The organism is Mesorhizobium sp. KR1-2 (genome assembly GCF_040045035.1).
In the GTDB taxonomy this organism is placed as follows: domain Bacteria; phylum Pseudomonadota; class Alphaproteobacteria; order Rhizobiales; family Rhizobiaceae; genus Pseudaminobacter.
In genome coordinates this window covers 21,630-40,834 of record NZ_JBDZDS010000001.1, presented here as the reverse complement: position 1 = coordinate 40,834, position 19,205 = coordinate 21,630, and the positions used below count along the sequence as shown (strand labels likewise).

The following is a 19,205-nucleotide window of genomic DNA, read 5'->3' as shown; positions in this document are numbered from 1 at the left end:
CAGCCGGTAATGGAAGGCGTCGGCGGCGACCTCACCGTCGCGTCACCCGCATCGGCAGGCCGCCCTGCGGCTGGGTGGTCAGCTTCTGCACCGGCCAAGGTTTTGTCTCCGGCACCGTGTCGAAGCGGAAGCGGGAGAGCAGGATGGCGAGCGCGATGATCGCCTCCTGCATGGCAAAGCTGGCGCCGATGCAGACGCGCGGGCCGGCGCCGAAAGGCAGGTACTGGTAGCGGTCGATCTTCTCGCGGTTGCCGGGGTGGAAGCGCGCCGGGATGAAGGCCTCGGGCTGGTCCCACAGCTTGCGGTGGCGATGCACCGTCCAGGGCATGACCAGCACCTGCGAGCCCTTGCGGATCTCCAGATCCTTGTAGCGGTCGGTCTCGATGGGCTCGCGGTTGATCGAAGGCGCTGGCGGATAAAGCCGCAGCGCCTCCTCGAAGGCAGCACGAGTCAGCGGCATGGCATCCAGCCACCTGGTCGGATCGGGCTCGCGCGCCAGCACCGCGTCGATCTCGGCCTCGATTGGCGCGCGCTCCCACGGCGCCTCGGCCAGGCAATAGAGCGTCCAGCCCAGCGCGCGGGCGGTGGTTTCGTGGCCGGCACCGATGAAGGTGATGATGTTGTCCTCGATCTCGCCGCGCGTCAGCCCGTCCGGCCCTTCGGCGCGTAGCAGCAAGGTCAAGAAATCCTGCGGCACTGCATCGGGCTCGCGCGCCAGCCGGTCCTTGCGCATGGCCATGGTGTCGGACACGATCTTGCGAAAATAGGCCATGGTCTTGCGGCCGCGGATGCGCGTGATGCGCGGCAGCCAGTCGGGCGCGCGCAAGAGGTCGAGCGGATCGACCCGGCCCATGGTTTCGAACAGATGGTCGATCTGGCGCGCGAAGCTGCCCGGCTCGCCGGCAATCTCGCCGGAAAACAGCGTCTCGGCGAGGATTTCATAGGTCAGCATGGTCATGTCGTGGGCGATGTCGACCGTGCCGGTCTCGCCCTCGTAGCGCTCGACGAAGTCCAGCGTGCGCTTCAGCATCGGCTGCGCGAAGCCGAAGATGTGGCGCGGCGTGAACACCGGCGCCATGGCCTTGCGCGAGCGCTTCCACACCTCGCCCTCTGCGGTCAGAAGCCCGTCGCGCAGGATCGGCCGCAGGATCTTCTGGCGCACCGTGGCCATCTTGTAGTTCTTGGCATTGTCCACCAGCACATGGCGGATCAGGCCGGGATCGTTGACGATCACCAGCGGCCCGCCGACGCCGGCCACCGAAATCCACGGCTCGTTGTAGGAAGGCTCGCCCCACAATTCGAGCGGGTTGCGATAGACGATGCGGATCATCTGCAGCGTCGAGGGTGGCGTGCTGCGAGGCTTTGGCGCGGGCGGAATGAAGGGAGCGGGCGCGGTATCCATCGTGTCCTCCGTCCCGGTGTATGTAGGCTTTGAAAGAAGCCCCGTCCACATAAACGAGGATCGTCGCGCAAAGGGTGAACGCTGCGTCACCTGCAAATTCGGCCGATTACCACAAGGTGCTCGCTTGCCTTCCGGGTGAGAAAGGCCCACTTCCTCCCTAAGTCACCTTTGGTGACTAGATTGCACAGGGAATACGACATTGACGCACAAGCTCCACATCATCATCGGCAGCACCCGGCCGGGCCGCGTCGGCCCCGTCTTCGCCAAGTGGTTCGCCGATTTCGCCCGCGAGCACGGCAAGTTCGAACCGGTGTTGGTGGACATCGCCGACTTCGACCTGCCGCTGTTCGACGAGCCGAAGCATCCGCGCCTCGGCCAGTATGAGAACGAGCACACCAAGCGCTGGTCGCAGACCATTGCCGAGGGCGACGCCTTCGTGTTCGTGACGCCGGAATACAACTACTTCATCCCGGCGCCGCTGGTGAATGCCATCACCTATCTGTCAGCCGAGTGGCGCTACAAGCCGGCCGGCTTCCTGAGCTATGGCGGCGTTTCGGGCGGCCTGCGCGCCGTCGAATCGGCCAAGCCGCTGCTGATGGTGCAGAAGGTGGTGCCGATTCCCGAAGGCGTGCCGGTGCCGAATTATCCGCAGTTCCTGGTGGACGGCGAGTTCAAGCCGAACGACCTCATCATCGCCAGCGCCAAGACCATGCTGGACGAGCTCGACCGCTGGGCCGGCGCTCTCGAGACGCTGCGCCCCGCCAAGCAGGCGGCGGCCGCAGCCTGACCTGCAGGCGTGGCCAGATAGAGCCAGTCCGGAAACTCGCCGCCCGGTCGATGATCGGCCGGGCGCGCGGCCAGGTAAGCTCTCATGCCTGCCAGCCGATCTGGCGGGCTTGTGCTGCGCTGTCGCGCACGCCCCAGCGGTCGGTGATGAGGCCGTCGCGGATAGTGAACCACTCGATGGCAATGATCTCATAGGTCTTGCCGGTAGCGCGCAACCCGCGGAACTCGCCCACCGAGCGGCCGGTCTCGCGGAAGCGGGCGACCACGGTGTCGCCGTCTGCCGCCAGTTCCTCGATTTCCAGATGCATGTCGAGTGCGCCGTGCAGCTCGCGCCAGATCGGCATGGCGATGTCGAGCGAGCCGCGGCCGAGCACGCCGTGGATATTGGTGTCCTTGGTGAAAAGGCGTTCCAGCCTGTCGAAATCGCCGGTGTTCATCGCCTCGACATAGGCGCGCACCACATCCTTGTTCTGCTGTTCGTGAAGCATGACTGTCTCCTGCTGCCGCGCGAAGGCGGCGGTGTTGGAATGGAAAAGTCAGGGCCGGCCGGTCGATGACGATCTGCCGTATAGCCGCTCTCCCCCACAATCGGCAGTTGCTCCACTTGCCTAACGGTTCTGCATTTGTGCAGAATGGGCGATGTTCGACTGGAACGACCTCCGTTATTTCCTCGCGACCGCGCGGCACGAGTCGACGCTGAAGGCTTCGGCTGCGCTGGGCGTGAACCAGACTACGGTGGCGCGGCGAATCAAGGCGCTGGAGACGGCGCTGGGGGTTGCGCTGTTCCATCGCCAGCAATCCGGCTATCGCATCACCGAAGAAGGCCGCGCGGTGCTCGACCTGGCCACAGCGGCCGAAAAGGCGGCGGACGCGCTAGAGCAGAAGATCCGCTCGCGCCAGCGCAATGTGTCAGGCACGGTGCGCATCACCGGCACCGAATACATGGCCCGCGCGCTGCTGGCGCCGGCGGCGTCCCTGCTCAGGACCCGGCACCCCGGCATCAATGCCGAGATCATCGTCTCCGATCGCCGCCTCGACCTCGCGGCCGGCGAGGCCGACATCGCGCTGCGCGCCGGCGGCACCAACGAGCAGCCCGACATCGTGCGCCGGCGCATGCCCGACACGCTATGGGCGATCTATGCCAGCCGCACCTTCCTGCACGATTTCGGCATGCCCGAAAGCGAGGCCGACATCGCCCGCTATCCGGTGATCCTCGGCGAAGGCATCGTGTCCGCTGCACCTCCGCTGGCCTATCTGGGAGGCAAGGCGGGCGCAGGGCGTATTGCTTTCCGCTCCAATTCACTGCCCGGCCTGCTGGCCGCCGCCGAATCCGGCCTCGGGCTGGCGGCGTTGCCTGCGGTAGCGGCCGCGACGGCGCCCGACCTGGTGCGTTGCGGGGCGTTGCCGGCCTTCCCGGCCCAGCTCTGGATCTGCTGGCACGAGAGCCGCCGCAACGATCCGCTCATCCGGCTCGCCAGCGACGTGTTGGCCGAAGTGATCGCGACAAAGGTCGATCTGCTGCGTGGTGAGCAGTTGGCTTCGCCCGTGTCCTGAGGGCAGGCAAATCGCCCCTGAAATCGCCCGATTTCCCCCGCAAAATCCTTGTAAAACTTGGAAAAAAGCCTCGAAACCCCTATATCTTGAGGATGAATGGGTGCGCGATTCGGGGAGACTTCGCGCGCGCCCGTCCCGCGACAGAGAGACGAAAGTATTTCATGAGCGATACGACCGAGACCCAGGCCGGTGCGCCGGCCGAATACGGCGCCGAATCCATCAAGGTCCTCAAGGGCCTGGACGCGGTGCGCAAGCGGCCCGGCATGTATATTGGCGACACCGACGACGGCTCGGGCCTGCACCACATGGTCTACGAGGTGGTGGACAACGCCATCGACGAGGCGCTGGCCGGCCACGCCACGCTGGTCACCGTCACGCTCAATCCCGACGGCTCCTGTACGGTGACCGACAACGGCCGCGGCATCCCTACTGATCTGCACCCCTCCGAGGGCGTCTCGGCGGCGGAAGTCATCATGACCCAGCTGCATGCCGGCGGTAAGTTCGACCAGAACTCCTACAAGGTTTCCGGCGGTCTGCACGGCGTCGGCGTCTCGGTCGTCAACGCGCTGTCGCTCTGGCTGAAGCTGAAGATCCGCCGCAAGGGCCAGGTCCACGAGATGTCCTTCACCCACGGCGTGCCCGACAGCCCGCTGGCGGCAACTGGCGATGCCGGCGAGCTGACCGGCACGGAAGTGTCCTTCCTGCCCTCGCCCGACACCTTCACGATGGTCGAGTTCGACTACAACACGCTGGAGCATCGGCTGCGCGAGCTCGCCTTCCTGAATTCCGGCGTGCGCATCGTGCTGACCGACAAGCGCCATGCCGACGTGAAGAGCCAGGAGCTGCTCTACCAGGGCGGTCTGGAAGCCTTCGTGAAGTATCTCGACCGCGCCAAGAAGCCGCTGATCCCTTCGCCCATCGCCATCCGCGCCGAGCGCGACGGCATCACGGTAGAAGTGGCGATGTGGTGGAACGACAGCTATCACGAGAACGTGCTGTGCTTCACCAACAACATTCCGCAGCGCGACGGCGGCACGCATCTGGCCGGCTTCCGCGGCGCGCTCACGCGCCAGGTGACCGGCTATGCCGAGACCTCGGGCCTGACCAAGAAGGAAAAGGTCTCGATCACGGGCGATGACAGCCGAGAAGGCCTGACGGCGGTGCTTTCGGTCAAGGTGCCGGACCCGAAATTCTCCTCGCAGACCAAGGACAAGCTGGTTTCCTCCGAAGTGCGGCCGGTGGTCGAAAGCCTGGTCAACGAGGCGCTCGGCACCTGGTTCGAGGAACATCCGACCGAAGCCAAGATCCTGATCGCCAAGGTGGTTGAAGCCGCTGCCGCGCGCGAGGCCGCCCGCAAGGCCCGCGAGCTTACGCGGCGCAAGGGCGTGCTCGACATCACTTCGCTCCCCGGCAAGCTCGCCGACTGCCAGGAGCGCGATCCAGCCAAGTCCGAACTCTTCATCGTCGAGGGTGACTCCGCAGGCGGCTCGGCCAAGGGCGGCCGCTCGCGCCAGAACCAGGCGATCCTGCCGCTGCGCGGCAAGATCCTCAACGTGGAGCGCGCCCGCTTCGACCGCATGCTGTCGTCCGACATGATCGGCACGCTGATCACGGCGCTCGGCACGTCCATCGGCAAGGACGAGTTCAACGCCGACAAGCTGCGCTACCACAAGATCATCATCATGACCGACGCCGACGTCGACGGCGCCCACATCCGCACGCTGCTGCTCACCTTCTTCTTCCGGCAGATGCCGGAACTGATCGAGCGCGGCCACCTCTATATCGCGCAGCCGCCGCTCTATAAGGTCTCGCGCGGCAAGAGCTCGCAATATCTCAAGAACGAGGCCGCCTTCGAGGAATTCCTCATCGGCACCGGGCTCGAGGAAGCCTCGCTGACGCTCGGCTCCGGCGAGGTGCGCACCGGCCATGACCTGCGCACGGTCGTGGACGACGCAATGGCCGTGCGCGGGTTGCTCAACGGCCTGCACACGCGCTATTCGCGCAGCATCGTGGAACAGGCGGCGATCGCAGGCGCGCTCAACCCGGCGACCCTCGACGATCTCGCCCGCGCGAACGAGATGGCCGAGACCATCGCCAGACGCCTGGACGCGATCGCGGAAGACACCGAGCGCGGCTGGCATGGCCGCACCGCGACCTCCAACGAAGGCCCCGGCGGCTACATTCTGGAGCGCACCGTGCGCGGCGTGAAGGAAGCCGCCTTCCTCGACATGGGGCTGTTGCATTCGGCCGACGCACGCGCGCTCGACCGCTATTCGGCTCGCCTCGGCGAGATCTATGGCAGTTCGCCGGTTCTGCGCCGCAAGGAGACTTCCGAGACGATCTCCGGGCCTATGGCGCTGCTCGACACCATCTTCGCCACCGGCCGCAAGGGCCTGACCATGCAGCGCTACAAGGGCCTTGGCGAAATGAACGCCGAGCAGCTGTGGGAAACCACGCTGGACCCGAATGTGCGCTCGCTGCTGCAGGTCAAGGTCTCGGACGCCACCGACGCCGACAGCCTGTTCTCGCGCCTGATGGGCGACGAAGTGGAGCCGCGCCGCGAGTTCATCCAGGACAACGCATTGTCGGTGGCAAACCTGGACGTGTGACGACCAGCATTATTATTTGGTCGGCATCACAAATAGTGAGAAGCTATTTGTGCCTAATGAGAAATCGCCTCGAACTCGTATTCTGGGCGCTTCTCCTGCCCCAAATTTGCGGCATTCGGTAAAAAAGTGCGTTTTCTACCTAACGCCGCAAATCTGAATATGTTTAGAAGCTCGGCATAGCTGACGGCCGTCCAAACGCGCTCTGATCCCCCTTGGTCGTGCCTCGACCCTGCCGTTTAGCCGCGGAAGGCGCAGCCTGGCGTCTATTTTCTGGAATCGGTTCGCCTGCCAGGCTCATGCCGGCGCACTGACGGTGGCTCCAGCGTGTTCTCGGGAATCCGCATCCCCGGCCCGTGGCCTCCCTCTGGAGCCAGGAACTTCACGCCCCACGCTTCGAGTGCGGCCCGGACCCGCTCGAGGGAGTCGGCGGAAACACTCTGGGGCGTTTCAAAGCGCACCAAGGTGCGCTCGCTGACGCCGGCCTCCTTGGCGAGATCGTCATGTCTCTTGTCGAGCGCCACGCGTGCCGCCCACAGTAGCTGGTAGGGGACCTTCATGTCTCCTTCTAGCCAGCCACCTCCGCCCGTTCCAGGCCCGCAATATAGGAAAATGGCCGCAAGGATCCCGCAGAAAAATTGCCGTGGACGCCTAGGCGCCCACGCGCTCGGCGCCGTATGCCTGCGGCTGTGTCCATGGGGAATCAAGGATTCGCGGCCCATGGCTGGTCTGGTGCGCGGCTGAAGGCATACAGATGGCGACGCTGGACATACGCAAGCAGCAACAAGACGAGCTCTTCGAGTTCGAACTCGGTCGGCTGTCGAGAGATTCTGCCGAATAAGCAGGTGGAGGTGAAGCAACAGCGGGCATTGAAAAGGTACTAAGCCACAGTATCAAAGAATAGATCCGCACCATTCTTCGCGCCTTGCACCAATGCAATTTTGGTTCGATTGCGGCCAGCAAGTTTGGCGTTGTAAAGCAGCCTGTCGGCTTGTTCGTAGAGCTCTGCGAACTCCGCGTCAGCATTTGGCGACGCATCCGTCATGCCCATGCTGGCAGTTACGGGTCGCCCAAGGCCTGGAACTGCATTGGCGACGACGGAGGGGATCGCCTGGCGCCGACGCTCTGCACGGGCCTGAGCATCTTCGCCGCGCACAAGCAGCACGAATTCCTCTCCGCCGAGGCGGAACGCATGAACCTGCGGGTCCGCCTGGAGCGCTTCGGCCACGGCTTTCAGCACGGCGTCGCCGACCACGTGGCCGTGAGCATCATTGGTTGCCTTGAAGTGATCCAGGTCGAGCAGGGCAAGTGTGCGGTAGCCCTCGGCGCGGAACTTCTCGAAATTCCGCTCGATTGCCCGCCGGTTGAGCAATCCCGTCAGTGCGTCGCGTTCAGACAGACGCTCAAGCATGTCAACTTCGAAGCGCGCGTGGTCTCGCTGGCGCTTGATCGTCATGAAGCGGTCTGCGACGCCGAGTGTGGTGAGCAAGACTTCGCATGCGCAACCCAAATAGAACAGGAGCATGGCATCATTGCTCTGCAACCAGGGAACCACGCCCGTGACCAGGCGCACCAATCCGGCCAAAATCATAGGCGTGTAACCGATCGCCTGGAACTTGGCGGCCCGACTTCCGCGCCGTAGTGCATCGGCAACTGACAGTACGAAAATGACGACCACCGGAGCAAAAGCCGCCGTGTACACTGTCGACTGAATCGAGCGCCCCACGAAGGGAAATGCCGCGTGAGCCGTGCTAAGAAACATCGCCCATGCGGCGCAATAGACCAGCGCCCGCCGCAGGCGCGGATGCATGCGGCCGGGTTCGATGAAGCTGTGGGTAAACATGGCCCCGGAAGCGACCGTAAGGCCGAAGATCACCGTCGTCATCCAGCTCAACGTCATTGCTGGCGGATCGAAGAGAATGACTGCAAGACCCGACGAGACCAGGATAGTCAGCAGCAAAGAGACCGTGAGCATGGAATGCCAAAGCACGAATGGCTCGCGCAGGATCCGGTAGAAGGCCGCGTTGAAAATGAGCGGCATGGAAAGCATTCCGGCAAGGATAGCCAAGAGAAGCAGGGACCGCAGAAGGTCCGGGCCCAGAGCGATGTCAGACGGTGACAGATAGGCTCTCTCCAGCGTCATCTGGTGGCTCGGCAAATCGAACGCGACAACGACCTGCAGCGTGTCGCGGGTTATGCCCGGCAGAGAGGCCTTGAAATACCCGCCATGCAGAGCGCTACGTAGTTCCCCCGCCGACAAGGAGGTCTGGCGCATTGCGCCGTCTCGGTCGATTGCCAGCAGATGCACGGCCGCGAGCGCACTTCGCCTTGAAAAGAGATATTGGGGAAGGACATCGTGTGGACCGATTTCAAAACGCAGCAGCGTCCGCTCGCCTTCGAGCGAATAGATCCGATTTCCACAGGTCCAGCGCCTGGGCGAGCGGACAACAGTGACCAAGTCGTCCGACAAACTGCTGGACATCCAGCAGGAGCTGCGAATGCCCATAGATTCAGCCGCGCCAAGGGGTGCAGCGCCCAGAGATGCAAGCATTACGAAGCTCAGAACCGCCGTCACCAGCGCTTTTCGGAGGTCATTCCAGAACATTGATTGAGGTTACACGCCCAACATTGAGATGCGATTACACGACCTCCAAATCGGTCGGCACCCCATGAATCAGACAAAGCTCAAGTCAGGAATCCCAAACGCAATACATGCGGCAATCCGTCCACACTGCCGACAAAGTGCTGACGCCTGACCGCGCGACAGTTTCCGGCGGAAGACGACACCGCCATCCGCGCCGGCTCCATGGACTTGAAAGACCCGCTTTGCAAGGTCGAGGCCGACAATGCCAACTTCCTTCATGGATGCTCTCCTCCTCGAGGTGACGTTCTCGCGAACATCACCTGGGCACATCACGATGCCGTCGGGAGGGGGCATCCACTCCATCAGTTCTCAGTGAAAATCAACGTTCGACCGAACGAGTCGAGAAGAGCAGAAAAAACTCCGTTTACACGAACAGCATGATCACGACATAGCCCACCACGACTAGAACTAGGCCGCTGACCAGCATGGGGAGAAGGGTGCTTCCGTCGCTTTTTTCACTCATGACCATTCCTCTCACTCTTGACCATGAGTATGGTCGCTTAATTGTGGTATTTGCAATACGACAATTAAACGAGGGAAATTTCTCAGTGTCGCGGATTCTCGTATTGTCAGAACAAGGTCCTCCGGATGGACCGAGGCGCGCGCTCGCCGCAGACGATGGTCGCGTCGATCTAGCTGCACCACTCCGGCAGCCAGTTCTGCACTTCATACAAATTGACTAGTTCATGTACCCGGAAAGTAGAGTTGGCTGCAGAGATACTGCCACTGTCAGCCGCATACTTTGCGCATTAAATAAATCGGTAGGCGAGTGTTGTCTGACCATGGTCGACGGAGCGGGGGCACCCAATGTTCGGCATTTCGAAATCCAAAGCACCGACACACCAAGCAAATCACGAAATGACGGAAATGGATATTCCAGGCTTCGAAGAAGAGCTGGGAGAAGCGCTCGCTTTGGCCGCAGCCGAGACACCGCCCGGGCCATTGGACCCCAGCCAGGACATAGGAACCGGCGACGAAAGCTCGAAGCCTACGAACAAGCAATCTTCAGGCACCCAGGCCAGCTTGGCAGCCTTGGTCGCCTTCGAAAATGAAATGCGCGATGCCGCGGCAGGGCTTGAAGTCCTAGAATCGACCATGGCCGCCATCGGCGCCGCTCACGAAACGGCAAACCGCCTCCTGGGCAACCTACGCACAGCCGTCCTAAGGGCGAATGGCATCGAAGACGCGAACATGGCGCTTTCAGCCGAAAAGCGCCACCTGTCAGAACAGCTGGAGCAGGCGAAGCACTTGCAACGCCAGCAGGAAAGTGCCTCCGAAGCCGACAAGCGCCGGATCGAACTCCTGATCAAGGACTTCGACGAGGTGAAAATCGCGCTTGGACGGACCCAGGTCGAAACGATCGATTTGCGCGCCGCGCTGGCGGACGCGGAGGCCGAAAAATCGTCGCTCATCTACGAACTGGCAACCAAGGCGTCCACAGCCGACCGCCTCATGCGCGAAACCGAACTGCTACGGCAAAAATGCGTAAACCACCAGATTAGCCATGCGGGACTGGAACAGCGCAGTTCCGAACTCGCACTGAAGCTCGACGAGCTTTCCTCAATTCGCAAGGCGGAAACAGTCGAAATGGAAGACCTGCGCGTGCGCTACGAGCATGCCGAAAAGGAAAGCAGGCGCTTGCAAAAGCAGTCCGAACTCTCGCAAGTGAGGCAGGCAGAAACCCAAGAACGCATCATGACCCTGGAAGCCGATCTCGAGGAGATGATGGATCGTTGCGGTGCTATGAGCGAGCGCTTCAGGGCAGAGAGTGAAGTCATGCGGGCCAAACTCGACACCGCGGTCAGAAAGAACGTAGCCGACGCGGACGAAATAGCGGCGCTGAAGCAGCGGCTTGGGGAGGCACTGGCAACGGCGAGCGTGGCGGAGGCACAGCGGGCCGGCAGCGGCGCACGGACTGATGTCCAGACTTCAAAACCACAGACTCCGAGCACCCCCCCGGAGTTCGGAGGTTCGTCCTACAGCCGCGTGCGGTCGATCAAAAATGGGAAGATTTTGGCGACTGGAAGCCACGTGAATGGGGGCGGAGAAAAGCTCATCAGGCCACCCCAACAACACGGCTGAGGAATTGGCGTGCCGCTTTCGACAGACTTGAGGGCGGTGTGCCCTTTCAACTCAGCCCATTGAGCGCGCGGGATAATTAAGAATCCCTTTGTGAGGGCTGCCTTGATTGCGGTGCCCACGTTCCATGACACATGTGACCGGTTAGGGTTCGGACTCATAACCAGAAGGCGACGGCCGCGGCGATGTGAACGGCGGCGAGGAAGTTGGTGGCGTTTCGGTCGTAGCGAATTGCGATGCGCTTGAAGTCCTTGGTGCGGCAGAACATGCGCTCTATGGCGTTGCGGCCGCGGTAGAGGAAAGGCGAGAAGCAATTCTTGCAGATGCGGTTGGCCATTGACGGATGTTCGCGAAGGCTCCCCGCTCCCCGACCTGACGACGTATGGCATTGGTGTCATAGCCCTTCTCGGCATGAACGCGCCCGGTGTCGGGCAACTGGCCGAGTAGAATCTCGCCTGCCTTGCAGTCGGCGACGTTGGCGACGGGCCGCCCCAAGCCGTCGGTCAGGGTGTGGATCTTGGCGTTGCGGCCGCCGCGCGAGCTGATTGTGCTCCCCCGCTTTATGGATGGCCCGCCCCTCCCGCCGACGTCTGTGTAGGATGTCGGTGTTCTCAGCAAAGGAAGGAGCGGACCATGAGCATAGTGATCCTCGGCATCGATCCTCGGCATCGACCTGGGCAAGAACAGTTGTAGTGTCGTCGCTTTCGACGCGGATGGGTCGGTGGTCGTGCGACAAGGGATGCGCCGAGATGGCGTGATTGCGTTTGCCGCAAAGCTACCGCTCTGCACCATGGTGATGGAAGCCTGCTGCGGCGCCCATCACATGGGGCCGTCGCTAGCGGCGCTGGGACATGAGGTTCGGCTGAAGTCTCCGGAGTAAGTGCGACCTTACGTCAAGGCGCAGAAGAATGATGATCGCGATGCCAGAGCTATGGCCCGGACCGACGACCGGGCCCGGCGGCTGACAGCCATCCCCGGCATCGGAGCGCTGAACGCCACCGCACTGGTGGCAGCAGTCAGAGACCGAACTCAAGCGTCGATTGTCTGATGGCCGCGTAGCGCGCATCGACGCACGCGAACAGAGTCGCCGCACCAATGCTGTAGATGATGGCAAGAACCAGAAGTCCGGCATGCTGCCGGTCGATACAACCGCAGTTCCTCCAGAAAAGCTTGCTGAAGCCATGCATCAATGGCGGACCGGCCGCCATTGATGCCCAACTGGATAAGTTGCCGGAATAATTCGGCGCGACTTACCTGGCTCCGGCCAGCACGCTGACATTCCCGCCATGATGAACTCGAGCGGCGTGGGAGGGCTTGTTGCCCGTGCGGAACTGGGCAAGAAGGTCGTTCAGAGCAACCACTTCGTTTGCCAGCGCATGGCTGGCGGCAGTCTGCTCCTCCACCATTGCGGCATTGCGCTGCGTTCCCTGGTCGATGGAATTGATTGCCGAGCTGATCTCGTTCAGCGAGGTCGCCTGCTCACGGGCGGCAATGATGATGGCCGCCACGTTCTGGTCGATCTGGCTCACCCGGCTGGCGATCTCATCCAGAGCTGCGCCGGTCTCGCTGACCAGTTCGACGCCCGTGTTGACCTGCTCGCCGGATTTGTTGATCAGCATTTTTATTTCCCGCGCGGCCGTCGCCGAATGCTGCGCGAGCTGCCGGACCTCCTGAGCGACCACGGCAAACCCCCTGCCCGCATCACCAGCCCGCGCCGCTTCCACGCCGGCGTTCAGCGCGAGCAGGTTGGTCTGAAATGCGATCTCGTCGATCACACCGATGATGTTCGAGATTTCCTTCGACGAACTCTCGATGCCGCTCATGGCGACCACGGCGCGCTTCACAACCTCGCCTGACTTCTCGGCACTCACCCGTGTGCCTTCAACGAGACCGCCGACTTCTTCCGCACGCTTCGAGGTGTCTTTGAGCGAGGAGCTGATTTCCTCGACCGCCGCGGCAGTCTGCTCCACCGCTGCCACTTGTTGCTCGGTGCGTGTCGCTAGATCGTCAGAGGCTGCCCGGATTTCACCGGATCCGGCTTGAATGGCCTGCGCGTTCTCACCGACGGAAAGCAAGGTCATCTGCAGCTTCTCGGCCGAAGAGTTGAAGTCCAACCGGACCTGGTCGAGCGAGCCTGCGAAGTGGTCTTCGATCCGATGGGTCGTATCGCCGTCGGCAAGCTTCTGCAGGGCTTCAGCCAAAGAGTCGACTGCAAACCGCGTCTGACGCTCCCGTTCGGCGGCTTCCGCCGCACGGCGCTGCTCCTCCTTTGCATCGCGCTCCCGCGCTTCTGCCGCTTCCATTTCCAACCGGCTCTTGGCGAGCGTTGCATCGCGGAGGACCCCCAGCGAGCGCGCCATCTCGCCGATCTCGTCCTTCTTCACTGATTCCGAAAGATCGACATCGGTCTTGCCGGAGGCTATTCCGACGGTGGCGGTAATGACCTTGTCGAGGCGCTTGCGGAAGCGCGCGGCAAGCAGCAAGCCAACGGCGGTCATCAAGCCTGCCGCAAGTGCGATGATGGCGATCGACGTGATGACGAGCGACGACAGGCTCGCAAACAAGACAGATTGCGGTACCGAGACCACGGTGTACCACGTGGTATCTGGCAGCAAACGGACCGGAACCGCGACGGCAATGCTAGCCTCGCCCGAGGTTTCGACGATACTTGCCGGCTTGTCCGGATTTGCAATCAGGCTTTTCCAAGCGGCGGAGTCGAGGCCGGAATCGTTGAGGTCCTTTCCGCGAACAGACGCTTCGGGGTAGCTGACGATGCCGCCGTTGCCGGTGACGAGCGCCACATAGCCTTGCCCCAGCGGCTTGATCTTGGACAGGTCGTCGCCAAGGCTGTCGAGCGAGATGTCCACACCCACCGTCCCCCGGAATGTACCGTTGAAAAGCAACGGCACCATGTAGGAGGTCATCATGACATCCTTGCCAGCAATGTTGTAGCTGAAGGGTTCCATCAGCACTTCCTTGCCCGTCTTCTTGGGGACGAGGTACCAATCGCCATCACCTGGCTTCTCGTAGTCGACCAAGGCCTCCAATTCGACCTTGCCATTGTTCCGCACGAAATAGGGAACGTAACGGCCGCTATCGTCATGCCCGGGCGCATTGCGATACTCCGCATCCTTTCCGTCGAAAGCGTTGGGCTCCCAACAAGTGCTGAGGCCAAGAGCGAAGGTATTGTCTTGCATCCAACGCTCGAACAAGCGGTTCGTGGCGTCCCGATCCGGAATCGTACCATCTTTGGCCGCATAAAGGCTCGACCTGGCGTTGTGCGTTAATTGTTCCACGCGGCTGAAGTAGGTCTCGACTCGCCTTGCGCTTTCCTCGGCAATATTCGTCATTTCGGACAAGGAACGCTCTTCCAGCGCTCCATGCGCGAGCCAAACCAGGACCCCCGCTGTGGCGACCGTGGTTAGGACACCGGTCGCCACGATGGCAAACATGTTGCGGCCGGTTGCTGTCTTTGGAAACATCGAATTCCTCCCTGTAACCCGGCGGAAGGTCCACCGGGATATCTTCCCAAGAACGAAACTTGCCCGGAAGGGGGCTTAGGGCGGATTCATTCGTAAGGGATCGATAGCGCGTCGGTTGTTTCCAAAAAGCTAACGCCGATTGTGAATCTCAAGCAGAAAACCCAAGTTTTCGGCGCGATCGTTCAAGCACTTGTTCGATCAATGCTTGCCGCAGGTCTTCAGCTTGCAGCAGCTGCATCACAGGAACGAAAGTCTTCGGAGACGAACTGTTTCGGGACGCGTTCGAGCTTCTTCGTCGAGTCGCCATCGCGAGGCCACGGCCTCGCGATGGCGCGCCTTGCCTCAAGCCAGGCCTTCCTCGCGCAGGGACTGCTGCACCGCCGGGCGGGCGGCGACAGTGCCAAGGAAACGCTGGATGTTGGCGAAGGACGACAAGTCGAAGCCGATATACTTGGCCCAGCCGAGCACGGTCCACAGATAGGCATCAGCGGCACTGAAGGCCTCGCCCATCAGGTAGGGCCGGCCCTCGAGCTTCTGGTCGACATAGGCCAGGCGCTTCGCCAGATGCGCGCGGTTCGACTCTTTGGTCGCCTCGGGCGTGTCGGGCCGGAAGAAGGGGCCGAAGGCCTTGTGCAGCTCGGTCGAAATGAAGGCCAGCCACTGCTGGACGCGGTAACGCGCCATCTCGCCGGCCTTGGGCATCAGCCCGCTTTCGGGCTTCTGGTCGGCGAGGTACTGCACCAGCACGGATGCCTCGGTCATCAGCTCGCCATCGGCCAGCACCAGCGCCGGCACATAGCCGTTCGGGTTGGTGGCGAGAAAATCCTGGTCGGCCTCGGTCTTCTTGCTCTTGCCGTCGACCTTGATGAGTTCGAAGTCCAGACCGGCTTCGTTGGCAACGATGTGCGGAGCCAGCGAGCAGGCGCCGGGCATGTAGAAAAGCTTCATTTCAAGAATGTCTCCAAATGGATTGGCGCGCCCGTCTCGCACGCGCGCGCCAGGCCGCCAAGTCCGCGTGCGATAAACACTGCGTGTTCAGGCGAAAGACAGCGGTGGTTCGGAGACTGCGGGACGCCGGCTAAACCGTGGTGGTCTTCAGGCGTTCGGCGATAACCTCGGCCAGCCGTTCGGCGACCTCGGCCTTGCTCATGTCGGGCCATTCCTCGATGCCGGCCTTGGAGATGATCTTCACCCGGTTGCGGTCGCCGCCCATGGCGCCGCCCGCGTCCGAAACATCGTTGGCGACGATGAAATCGGCGCCCTTCTTCTTGAGCTTCGCCTCGGCATTGGCGACGATGTTCTGGGTCTCGGCCGCAAAGCCGACCACGAGATAGGGCCGGTTCCTGTGGTGGCCGATGGTGGCGAGGATGTCCGGGTTCTCCACCATCTGCAGTGCTGGCGGGCCCTCGCCCGGAACCTTCTTGATTTTTTCATCCGCCGAATTGGCGGTACGCCAGTCGGCAACGGCCGCCACGAACACGGCGGCGTCCGCCGGCAGCAGGCCCTCCACGGCGTCGCGCATTTCGCGCGCGGTCTCGACATGCGTGGTCTGCACGCCGGCCGGGTCGGGAATGATGACCGGGCCGGACACCAGCCGCACATCGGCGCCGAGCTTGGCGAGCGCCGCCGCGATCGCGTGGCCCTGCTTGCCCGACGAGCGGTTGGCGATGTAGCGCACCGGGTCGATCGGCTCATGCGTGGGGCCGGAAGTGACGATTATCCTGCGGCCCGTGAGCGGCTTCGGACGCGTGTCGAACTGCGCCTCGATGGCCGCCACGATCTCCAGCGGCTCGGCCATGCGCCCCTCGCCGGCCTCTCCGCTCTCGGCCATCTCGCCCTTGTTGGGGCCGACGAAGGCGACGCCGTCCATCTTGAGCGTCGCATGGTTGCGCCGCGTCGCCGGATGCGCCCACATTTTCGGGTTCATCGCCGGTGCCATAAGCACCGGCTTGTCGGTGGCGAGCAACACGGCGGAGGCAAGATCGTTGGCGAGCCCGTTGGCGAGCTTGGCCATCAGATCGGCCGTTGCTGGCGCCACCACGATCAGGTCGGCCTCGCGCGACAGGCGGATGTGGCCGACGTCCTGCTCGTCCTGACGGTCGAAGAGATCGGTGAAGACATGGTCGGCGCTGAGCGCGCCCACTGCAAGCGGCGTGACGAACTGCTGCGCGGCACCGGTCATGACGCAGCGCACCGACGCGCCCCGCTCGCGCAGGCGGCGGATGAGGTCGAGCGACTTGTAGGCCGCTATGCCGCCGCCGATGATGAGCAGAATGCGCTTGCCCGAAAGTGTCATGCCTTGCCCGCCCTCACGCCGGCCTCAGGGCCGGTTCGATATCCGTATGGATGAAATCGTCGCCTTTGAAAAGCAGAGGCAGGTTGCGGGTCTTGGCAAGCGCATAGGAAAAGCAGTCGCCGAAATTCAGATTGGCGGCATGACCGCTGCCTCGGCCAAATTGCTGGTATGCGCGCAATCCTTCCTTCGCCTCGGCCTCCGTCACCGCTGCGACTTCGATCTCCACGCGCTTAATGAATTCATCGAGAACGTCCTGACGACCGTCCCGCCGCGCCATCACAACGCCCGCCTCGAGATAGCTGCCCGCGCTCATCATGCGCTGGGTAGCGGTTCCCAGCGTTTCGACCAGCAACCGCGCATCGTCCTCAGCCCGAAGAATCGCAATCACGACCGAGGTGTCGACGATGAGCCTCATTGCGTATCGAGGTAATCATAGAGGGCATCAGACTCGGCCTTGTGATCGATCGGCCGTTCCGGTTTGCGGCCGAGCGCCAGGATGTCGTCGACCGTCGCCTTCAGCCGCCATCCGCGTTCACCGTCGGAAGCGGCGGCCTGGTCCGAGCGAAGCGACTGGCGGAGTCGGTCCCGCGCTTCCTGCTCCATGGAAACGCCGCGCTCAGCAGCGCGCTTGCGCAGTTCCATCTTCACCGCGTCATCGAGATTGCGGATCGTCAAAGTGCCCATGGCCTTGCTCCTATCCATGAAAGATAGCGCGCCTTGCCCATGCCTTCAATGACAGCACTGCTAGCAATGCTGTCACCTAGGCCCCTACACCAGCCTCCAGCCGATCCAGATCAGCGCCAGCGCGATCACCCACAGCGCCGCGCGGCCCCAGCGGGTGTGGCGCGCCTCGGCCTTGCCGATGGCTTGGGCGGTGGCTTCGTCAAAGCGCAGGCCGTGCTCGGCCATGGCGTCGATCTCGCGCGATAGGCGCTCGGTGCGGGCGGCGAAATCCGGCGCCTGGCGGGCGAGCGAAAGCAGCGCGTTCACGCCGTCGCGTGCGTCGCTCAGCATGCCGCGCGGCCCCAGATTGTCGGCGATCCAGCTGCCCACCACCGGCTCGGACGTCTTCCACATGTTGAAATGCGGATCGAGCGTGCGGGCCACGCCTTCCACGACCACCATGGTCTTCTGCAGCAGGATCAGTTCGGGCCGCGTCTGCATGTCGAACAGTTCGGTGACTTCGAACAACAGGGTCAGCAGCTTGGCCATGGAGATGGTCTCGGCCGGCTGGCCATGGATCGGCTCGCCGATGGCACGGATGGCCTGGGCGAAGGCTGCCACATTGTGCTTGCGCGGCACATAGCCCGCCTCGAAATGCACCTCGGCCACGCGCACATAATTGCGGGTGATGAAGCCGTAGAGGATTTCCGCCAGGAAGTGCCGCTCCTTCTTGCCGAGCCGCCCGGAGATACCGAGATCGACAGCAACGATGGTTCCATCGGCCTCCACGAACAGGTTGCCCGGATGCATGTCGGCATGGAAGAAGCCGTCGCGCAACGTGTGGCGCAGGAAGGACTGGACCAGGTTTGAGGCGATCAGCGGCAGGTCGTAACCGGCGGCGCGCAAGCCTTCGACATCGCTCATCTTGATGCCGTCAACCCACTCCATCGTCAGCACGTCGCGGCCGGTGCGTTCCCAGTCGACCTCGGGCACGCGAAAGCCGGGGTCCTCGCGCGTATTTTCCCGGATTTCCGACAGCGCCGCCGCCTCCAGGCGCAGATCCATCTCGATGCGGGTGGTCTGCGCCAGCGTCTCGGTCACCTCGACAGGCTTCAGCCGGCGGCTGGAGGGGATGTATCGCTCCTGCAGGCGCGCTGCGAGGAAGAAGCTTTCAAGGTCGTGCTGGAAGGCTTTGCGCACGCCCGGCCGGATGACCTTGACGGCCACCTTCGCTTCCCCACCACCATTGCGCACCTCGGCGGTGTGCACCTGGGCGATTGACGCTGCCGCCACCGGCGCGCCCAACTCGACGAACAGGTCGTCGATCGGCCGCCCCAGCGAGCCTTCGATGGCATGCACCGCCTGCTGCCTTGGGAAGGTTTCCATGCGGTCCTGCAGCAGGGCGAGGTCGAGCGCGATGTCGTTGCCGACTACGTCGGGCCGGGTCGCCAGGAACTGGCCGAGCTTGACATACGATGGCCCCAGCCGCGCCACCGCGCCGGCCAGCCGCTCGGAGCGCTGGCGGCGGCGGGCGCCGCCGCGCGTCAAAAGCTTCGCCACGCGCCAGCCGAATTTCGGCAGGCCCGTCATGTCCTCGCCGGGCAATGCCGCGACGACGCCCTCACGCGTGAGAATCCATCCCGCCCTGACCAGCCGGAAAGCGGCCCCTATCGAAGTCATGCGCAGGCTTCCG

General features: G+C 62.9%; 15 protein-coding genes and 3 pseudogenes. 6 read left to right on the top strand and 12 right to left on the bottom strand.

Annotated elements, in window-relative coordinates; all coding sequences use genetic code 11:
• Positions 1-31: 31 nt before the first annotated feature.
• A complete protein-coding gene (locus ABLE85_RS00235) occupies positions 32-1,402 on the bottom strand; it encodes a cytochrome P450 (RefSeq protein ID WP_348790686.1) in 1,371 nt (456 codons plus the stop codon).
• Positions 1,403-1,601: 199 nt separating this feature from the next.
• On the opposite strand from ABLE85_RS00235, the gene ABLE85_RS00230 reads away from it, so the two are divergent.
• On the top strand, positions 1,602-2,189 hold the full coding sequence (locus ABLE85_RS00230) for an NAD(P)H-dependent oxidoreductase (RefSeq protein ID WP_348790685.1): 588 nt from the start codon (positions 1,602-1,604) through the stop codon (positions 2,187-2,189).
• Between the two features lie 82 nt (positions 2,190-2,271).
• On the opposite strand, the gene ABLE85_RS00225 is transcribed toward ABLE85_RS00230, so the two are convergent.
• Positions 2,272-2,676, bottom strand: coding sequence for an ester cyclase (locus ABLE85_RS00225; protein WP_348790684.1), 405 nt, complete (start codon positions 2,674-2,676; stop codon positions 2,272-2,274).
• Positions 2,677-2,827: 151 nt separating this feature from the next.
• Here ABLE85_RS00225 and ABLE85_RS00220 point away from each other — a divergent pair, with 151 nt between their 5' ends.
• Together ABLE85_RS00220 and gyrB are read left to right on the top strand one after the other, a co-directional pair.
• Positions 2,828-3,742, top strand: a complete 915-nt coding sequence (locus ABLE85_RS00220) for a LysR family transcriptional regulator (protein WP_348790683.1) — start codon at positions 2,828-2,830, stop codon at positions 3,740-3,742.
• Positions 3,743-3,903: 161 nt separating this feature from the next.
• Positions 3,904-6,351: a DNA topoisomerase (ATP-hydrolyzing) subunit B gene (gyrB, locus tag ABLE85_RS00215; RefSeq protein WP_348790682.1), complete on the top strand. Its 2,448-nt coding sequence runs from the start codon at positions 3,904-3,906 to the stop codon at positions 6,349-6,351.
• A 263-nt stretch (positions 6,352-6,614) separates the two neighbouring features.
• Here the strand turns inward: gyrB and ABLE85_RS00210 are convergent, their stop codons facing one another.
• The 3 genes and pseudogenes from ABLE85_RS00210 to ABLE85_RS00200 form a co-directional block, all read right to left on the bottom strand.
• Entirely contained in the window at positions 6,615-6,908 is a 294-nt protein-coding gene (locus tag ABLE85_RS00210) for a helix-turn-helix transcriptional regulator (protein ID WP_348790681.1), read from the bottom strand.
• Between the two features lie 320 nt (positions 6,909-7,228).
• On the bottom strand, positions 7,229-8,953 hold the full coding sequence (locus ABLE85_RS00205) for a diguanylate cyclase (RefSeq protein ID WP_348790680.1): 1,725 nt from the start codon (positions 8,951-8,953) through the stop codon (positions 7,229-7,231).
• A gap of 147 nt (positions 8,954-9,100) precedes the next feature.
• Positions 9,101-9,211, bottom strand: a pseudogene (locus ABLE85_RS00200) (IS110 family transposase); the annotation flags it as partial.
• Between the two features lie 588 nt (positions 9,212-9,799).
• On the opposite strand from ABLE85_RS00200, the gene ABLE85_RS00195 reads away from it, so the two are divergent.
• Positions 9,800-11,074, top strand: coding sequence for a hypothetical protein (locus tag ABLE85_RS00195; RefSeq protein WP_348790679.1), 1,275 nt, complete (start codon positions 9,800-9,802; stop codon positions 11,072-11,074).
• A 154-nt stretch (positions 11,075-11,228) separates the two neighbouring features.
• Here the strand turns inward: ABLE85_RS00195 and ABLE85_RS00190 are convergent.
• Positions 11,229-11,656: pseudogene (locus tag ABLE85_RS00190) on the bottom strand (transposase); the annotation flags it as partial.
• 73 nt (positions 11,657-11,729) lie between these two features.
• On the opposite strand from ABLE85_RS00190, the pseudogene ABLE85_RS00185 reads away from it, so the two are divergent.
• Positions 11,730-12,095 (top strand): annotated as a pseudogene (locus ABLE85_RS00185) (IS110 family transposase); the annotation flags it as partial.
• Positions 12,096-12,111: 16 nt separating this feature from the next.
• Entirely contained in the window at positions 12,112-12,282 is a 171-nt protein-coding gene (locus ABLE85_RS00180) for a hypothetical protein (protein WP_348790678.1), read from the top strand.
• Positions 12,283-12,321: 39 nt separating this feature from the next.
• Here ABLE85_RS00180 and ABLE85_RS00175 read toward each other — a convergent pair whose 3' ends face one another.
• The 6 genes from ABLE85_RS00175 to ubiB form a co-directional block, all read right to left on the bottom strand.
• On the bottom strand, positions 12,322-14,553 hold the full coding sequence (locus ABLE85_RS00175; protein ID WP_348790677.1) for a methyl-accepting chemotaxis protein: 2,232 nt from the start codon (positions 14,551-14,553) through the stop codon (positions 12,322-12,324).
• A 342-nt stretch (positions 14,554-14,895) separates the two neighbouring features.
• Complete coding sequence (gstA, locus tag ABLE85_RS00170; protein WP_348790676.1) at positions 14,896-15,501, bottom strand: glutathione transferase GstA; 606 nt, start codon at positions 15,499-15,501, stop codon at positions 14,896-14,898.
• A gap of 130 nt (positions 15,502-15,631) precedes the next feature.
• Positions 15,632-16,849 carry a bifunctional phosphopantothenoylcysteine decarboxylase/phosphopantothenate--cysteine ligase CoaBC gene (coaBC, locus tag ABLE85_RS00165; protein WP_348790675.1) on the bottom strand — a complete coding sequence of 406 codons (1,218 nt, stop codon included), beginning with the start codon at positions 16,847-16,849 and terminating at the stop codon, positions 15,632-15,634.
• 13 nt (positions 16,850-16,862) lie between these two features.
• Entirely contained in the window at positions 16,863-17,264 is a 402-nt protein-coding gene (locus tag ABLE85_RS00160; RefSeq protein ID WP_348790674.1) for a type II toxin-antitoxin system VapC family toxin, read from the bottom strand.
• On the bottom strand, positions 17,261-17,533 hold the full coding sequence (locus tag ABLE85_RS00155; protein WP_348790673.1) for a hypothetical protein: 273 nt from the start codon (positions 17,531-17,533) through the stop codon (positions 17,261-17,263). The genes ABLE85_RS00160 and ABLE85_RS00155 overlap by 4 nt, the downstream gene beginning before the upstream one ends.
• Positions 17,534-17,617: 84 nt before the next feature.
• Positions 17,618-19,192, bottom strand: coding sequence for a 2-polyprenylphenol 6-hydroxylase (gene ubiB, locus ABLE85_RS00150; RefSeq protein WP_348790672.1), 1,575 nt, complete (start codon positions 19,190-19,192; stop codon positions 17,618-17,620).
• Between the last annotated feature and the right edge of the window lie 13 nt (positions 19,193-19,205).

Excerpts from the sequence above, each read along its gene's own strand:
- ABLE85_RS00235 (WP_348790686.1), bottom strand. The coding sequence starts at position 1,402 with ATGGATACCGCGCCCGCTCCCTTCATTCCGCCCGCGCCAAAGCCTCGC.
- ABLE85_RS00225 (WP_348790684.1), bottom strand. The coding sequence starts at position 2,676 with ATGCTTCACGAACAGCAGAACAAGGATGTGGTGCGCGCCTATGTCGAG.
- ABLE85_RS00220 (WP_348790683.1), top strand. The coding sequence starts at position 2,828 with ATGTTCGACTGGAACGACCTCCGTTATTTCCTCGCGACCGCGCGGCAC.
- gyrB (WP_348790682.1), top strand. The coding sequence starts at position 3,904 with ATGAGCGATACGACCGAGACCCAGGCCGGTGCGCCGGCCGAATACGGC.
- ABLE85_RS00210 (WP_348790681.1), bottom strand. The coding sequence starts at position 6,908 with ATGAAGGTCCCCTACCAGCTACTGTGGGCGGCACGCGTGGCGCTCGAC.
- ABLE85_RS00205 (WP_348790680.1), bottom strand. The coding sequence starts at position 8,953 with ATGTTCTGGAATGACCTCCGAAAAGCGCTGGTGACGGCGGTTCTGAGC.
- ABLE85_RS00195 (WP_348790679.1), top strand. The coding sequence starts at position 9,800 with ATGTTCGGCATTTCGAAATCCAAAGCACCGACACACCAAGCAAATCAC.
- ABLE85_RS00175 (WP_348790677.1), bottom strand. The coding sequence starts at position 14,553 with ATGTTTCCAAAGACAGCAACCGGCCGCAACATGTTTGCCATCGTGGCG.
- gstA (WP_348790676.1), bottom strand. The coding sequence starts at position 15,501 with ATGAAGCTTTTCTACATGCCCGGCGCCTGCTCGCTGGCTCCGCACATC.
- coaBC (WP_348790675.1), bottom strand. The coding sequence starts at position 16,849 with ATGACACTTTCGGGCAAGCGCATTCTGCTCATCATCGGCGGCGGCATA.
- ABLE85_RS00160 (WP_348790674.1), bottom strand. The coding sequence starts at position 17,264 with ATGAGGCTCATCGTCGACACCTCGGTCGTGATTGCGATTCTTCGGGCT.
- ABLE85_RS00155 (WP_348790673.1), bottom strand. The coding sequence starts at position 17,533 with ATGGGCACTTTGACGATCCGCAATCTCGATGACGCGGTGAAGATGGAA.
- ubiB (WP_348790672.1), bottom strand. The coding sequence starts at position 19,192 with ATGACTTCGATAGGGGCCGCTTTCCGGCTGGTCAGGGCGGGATGGATT.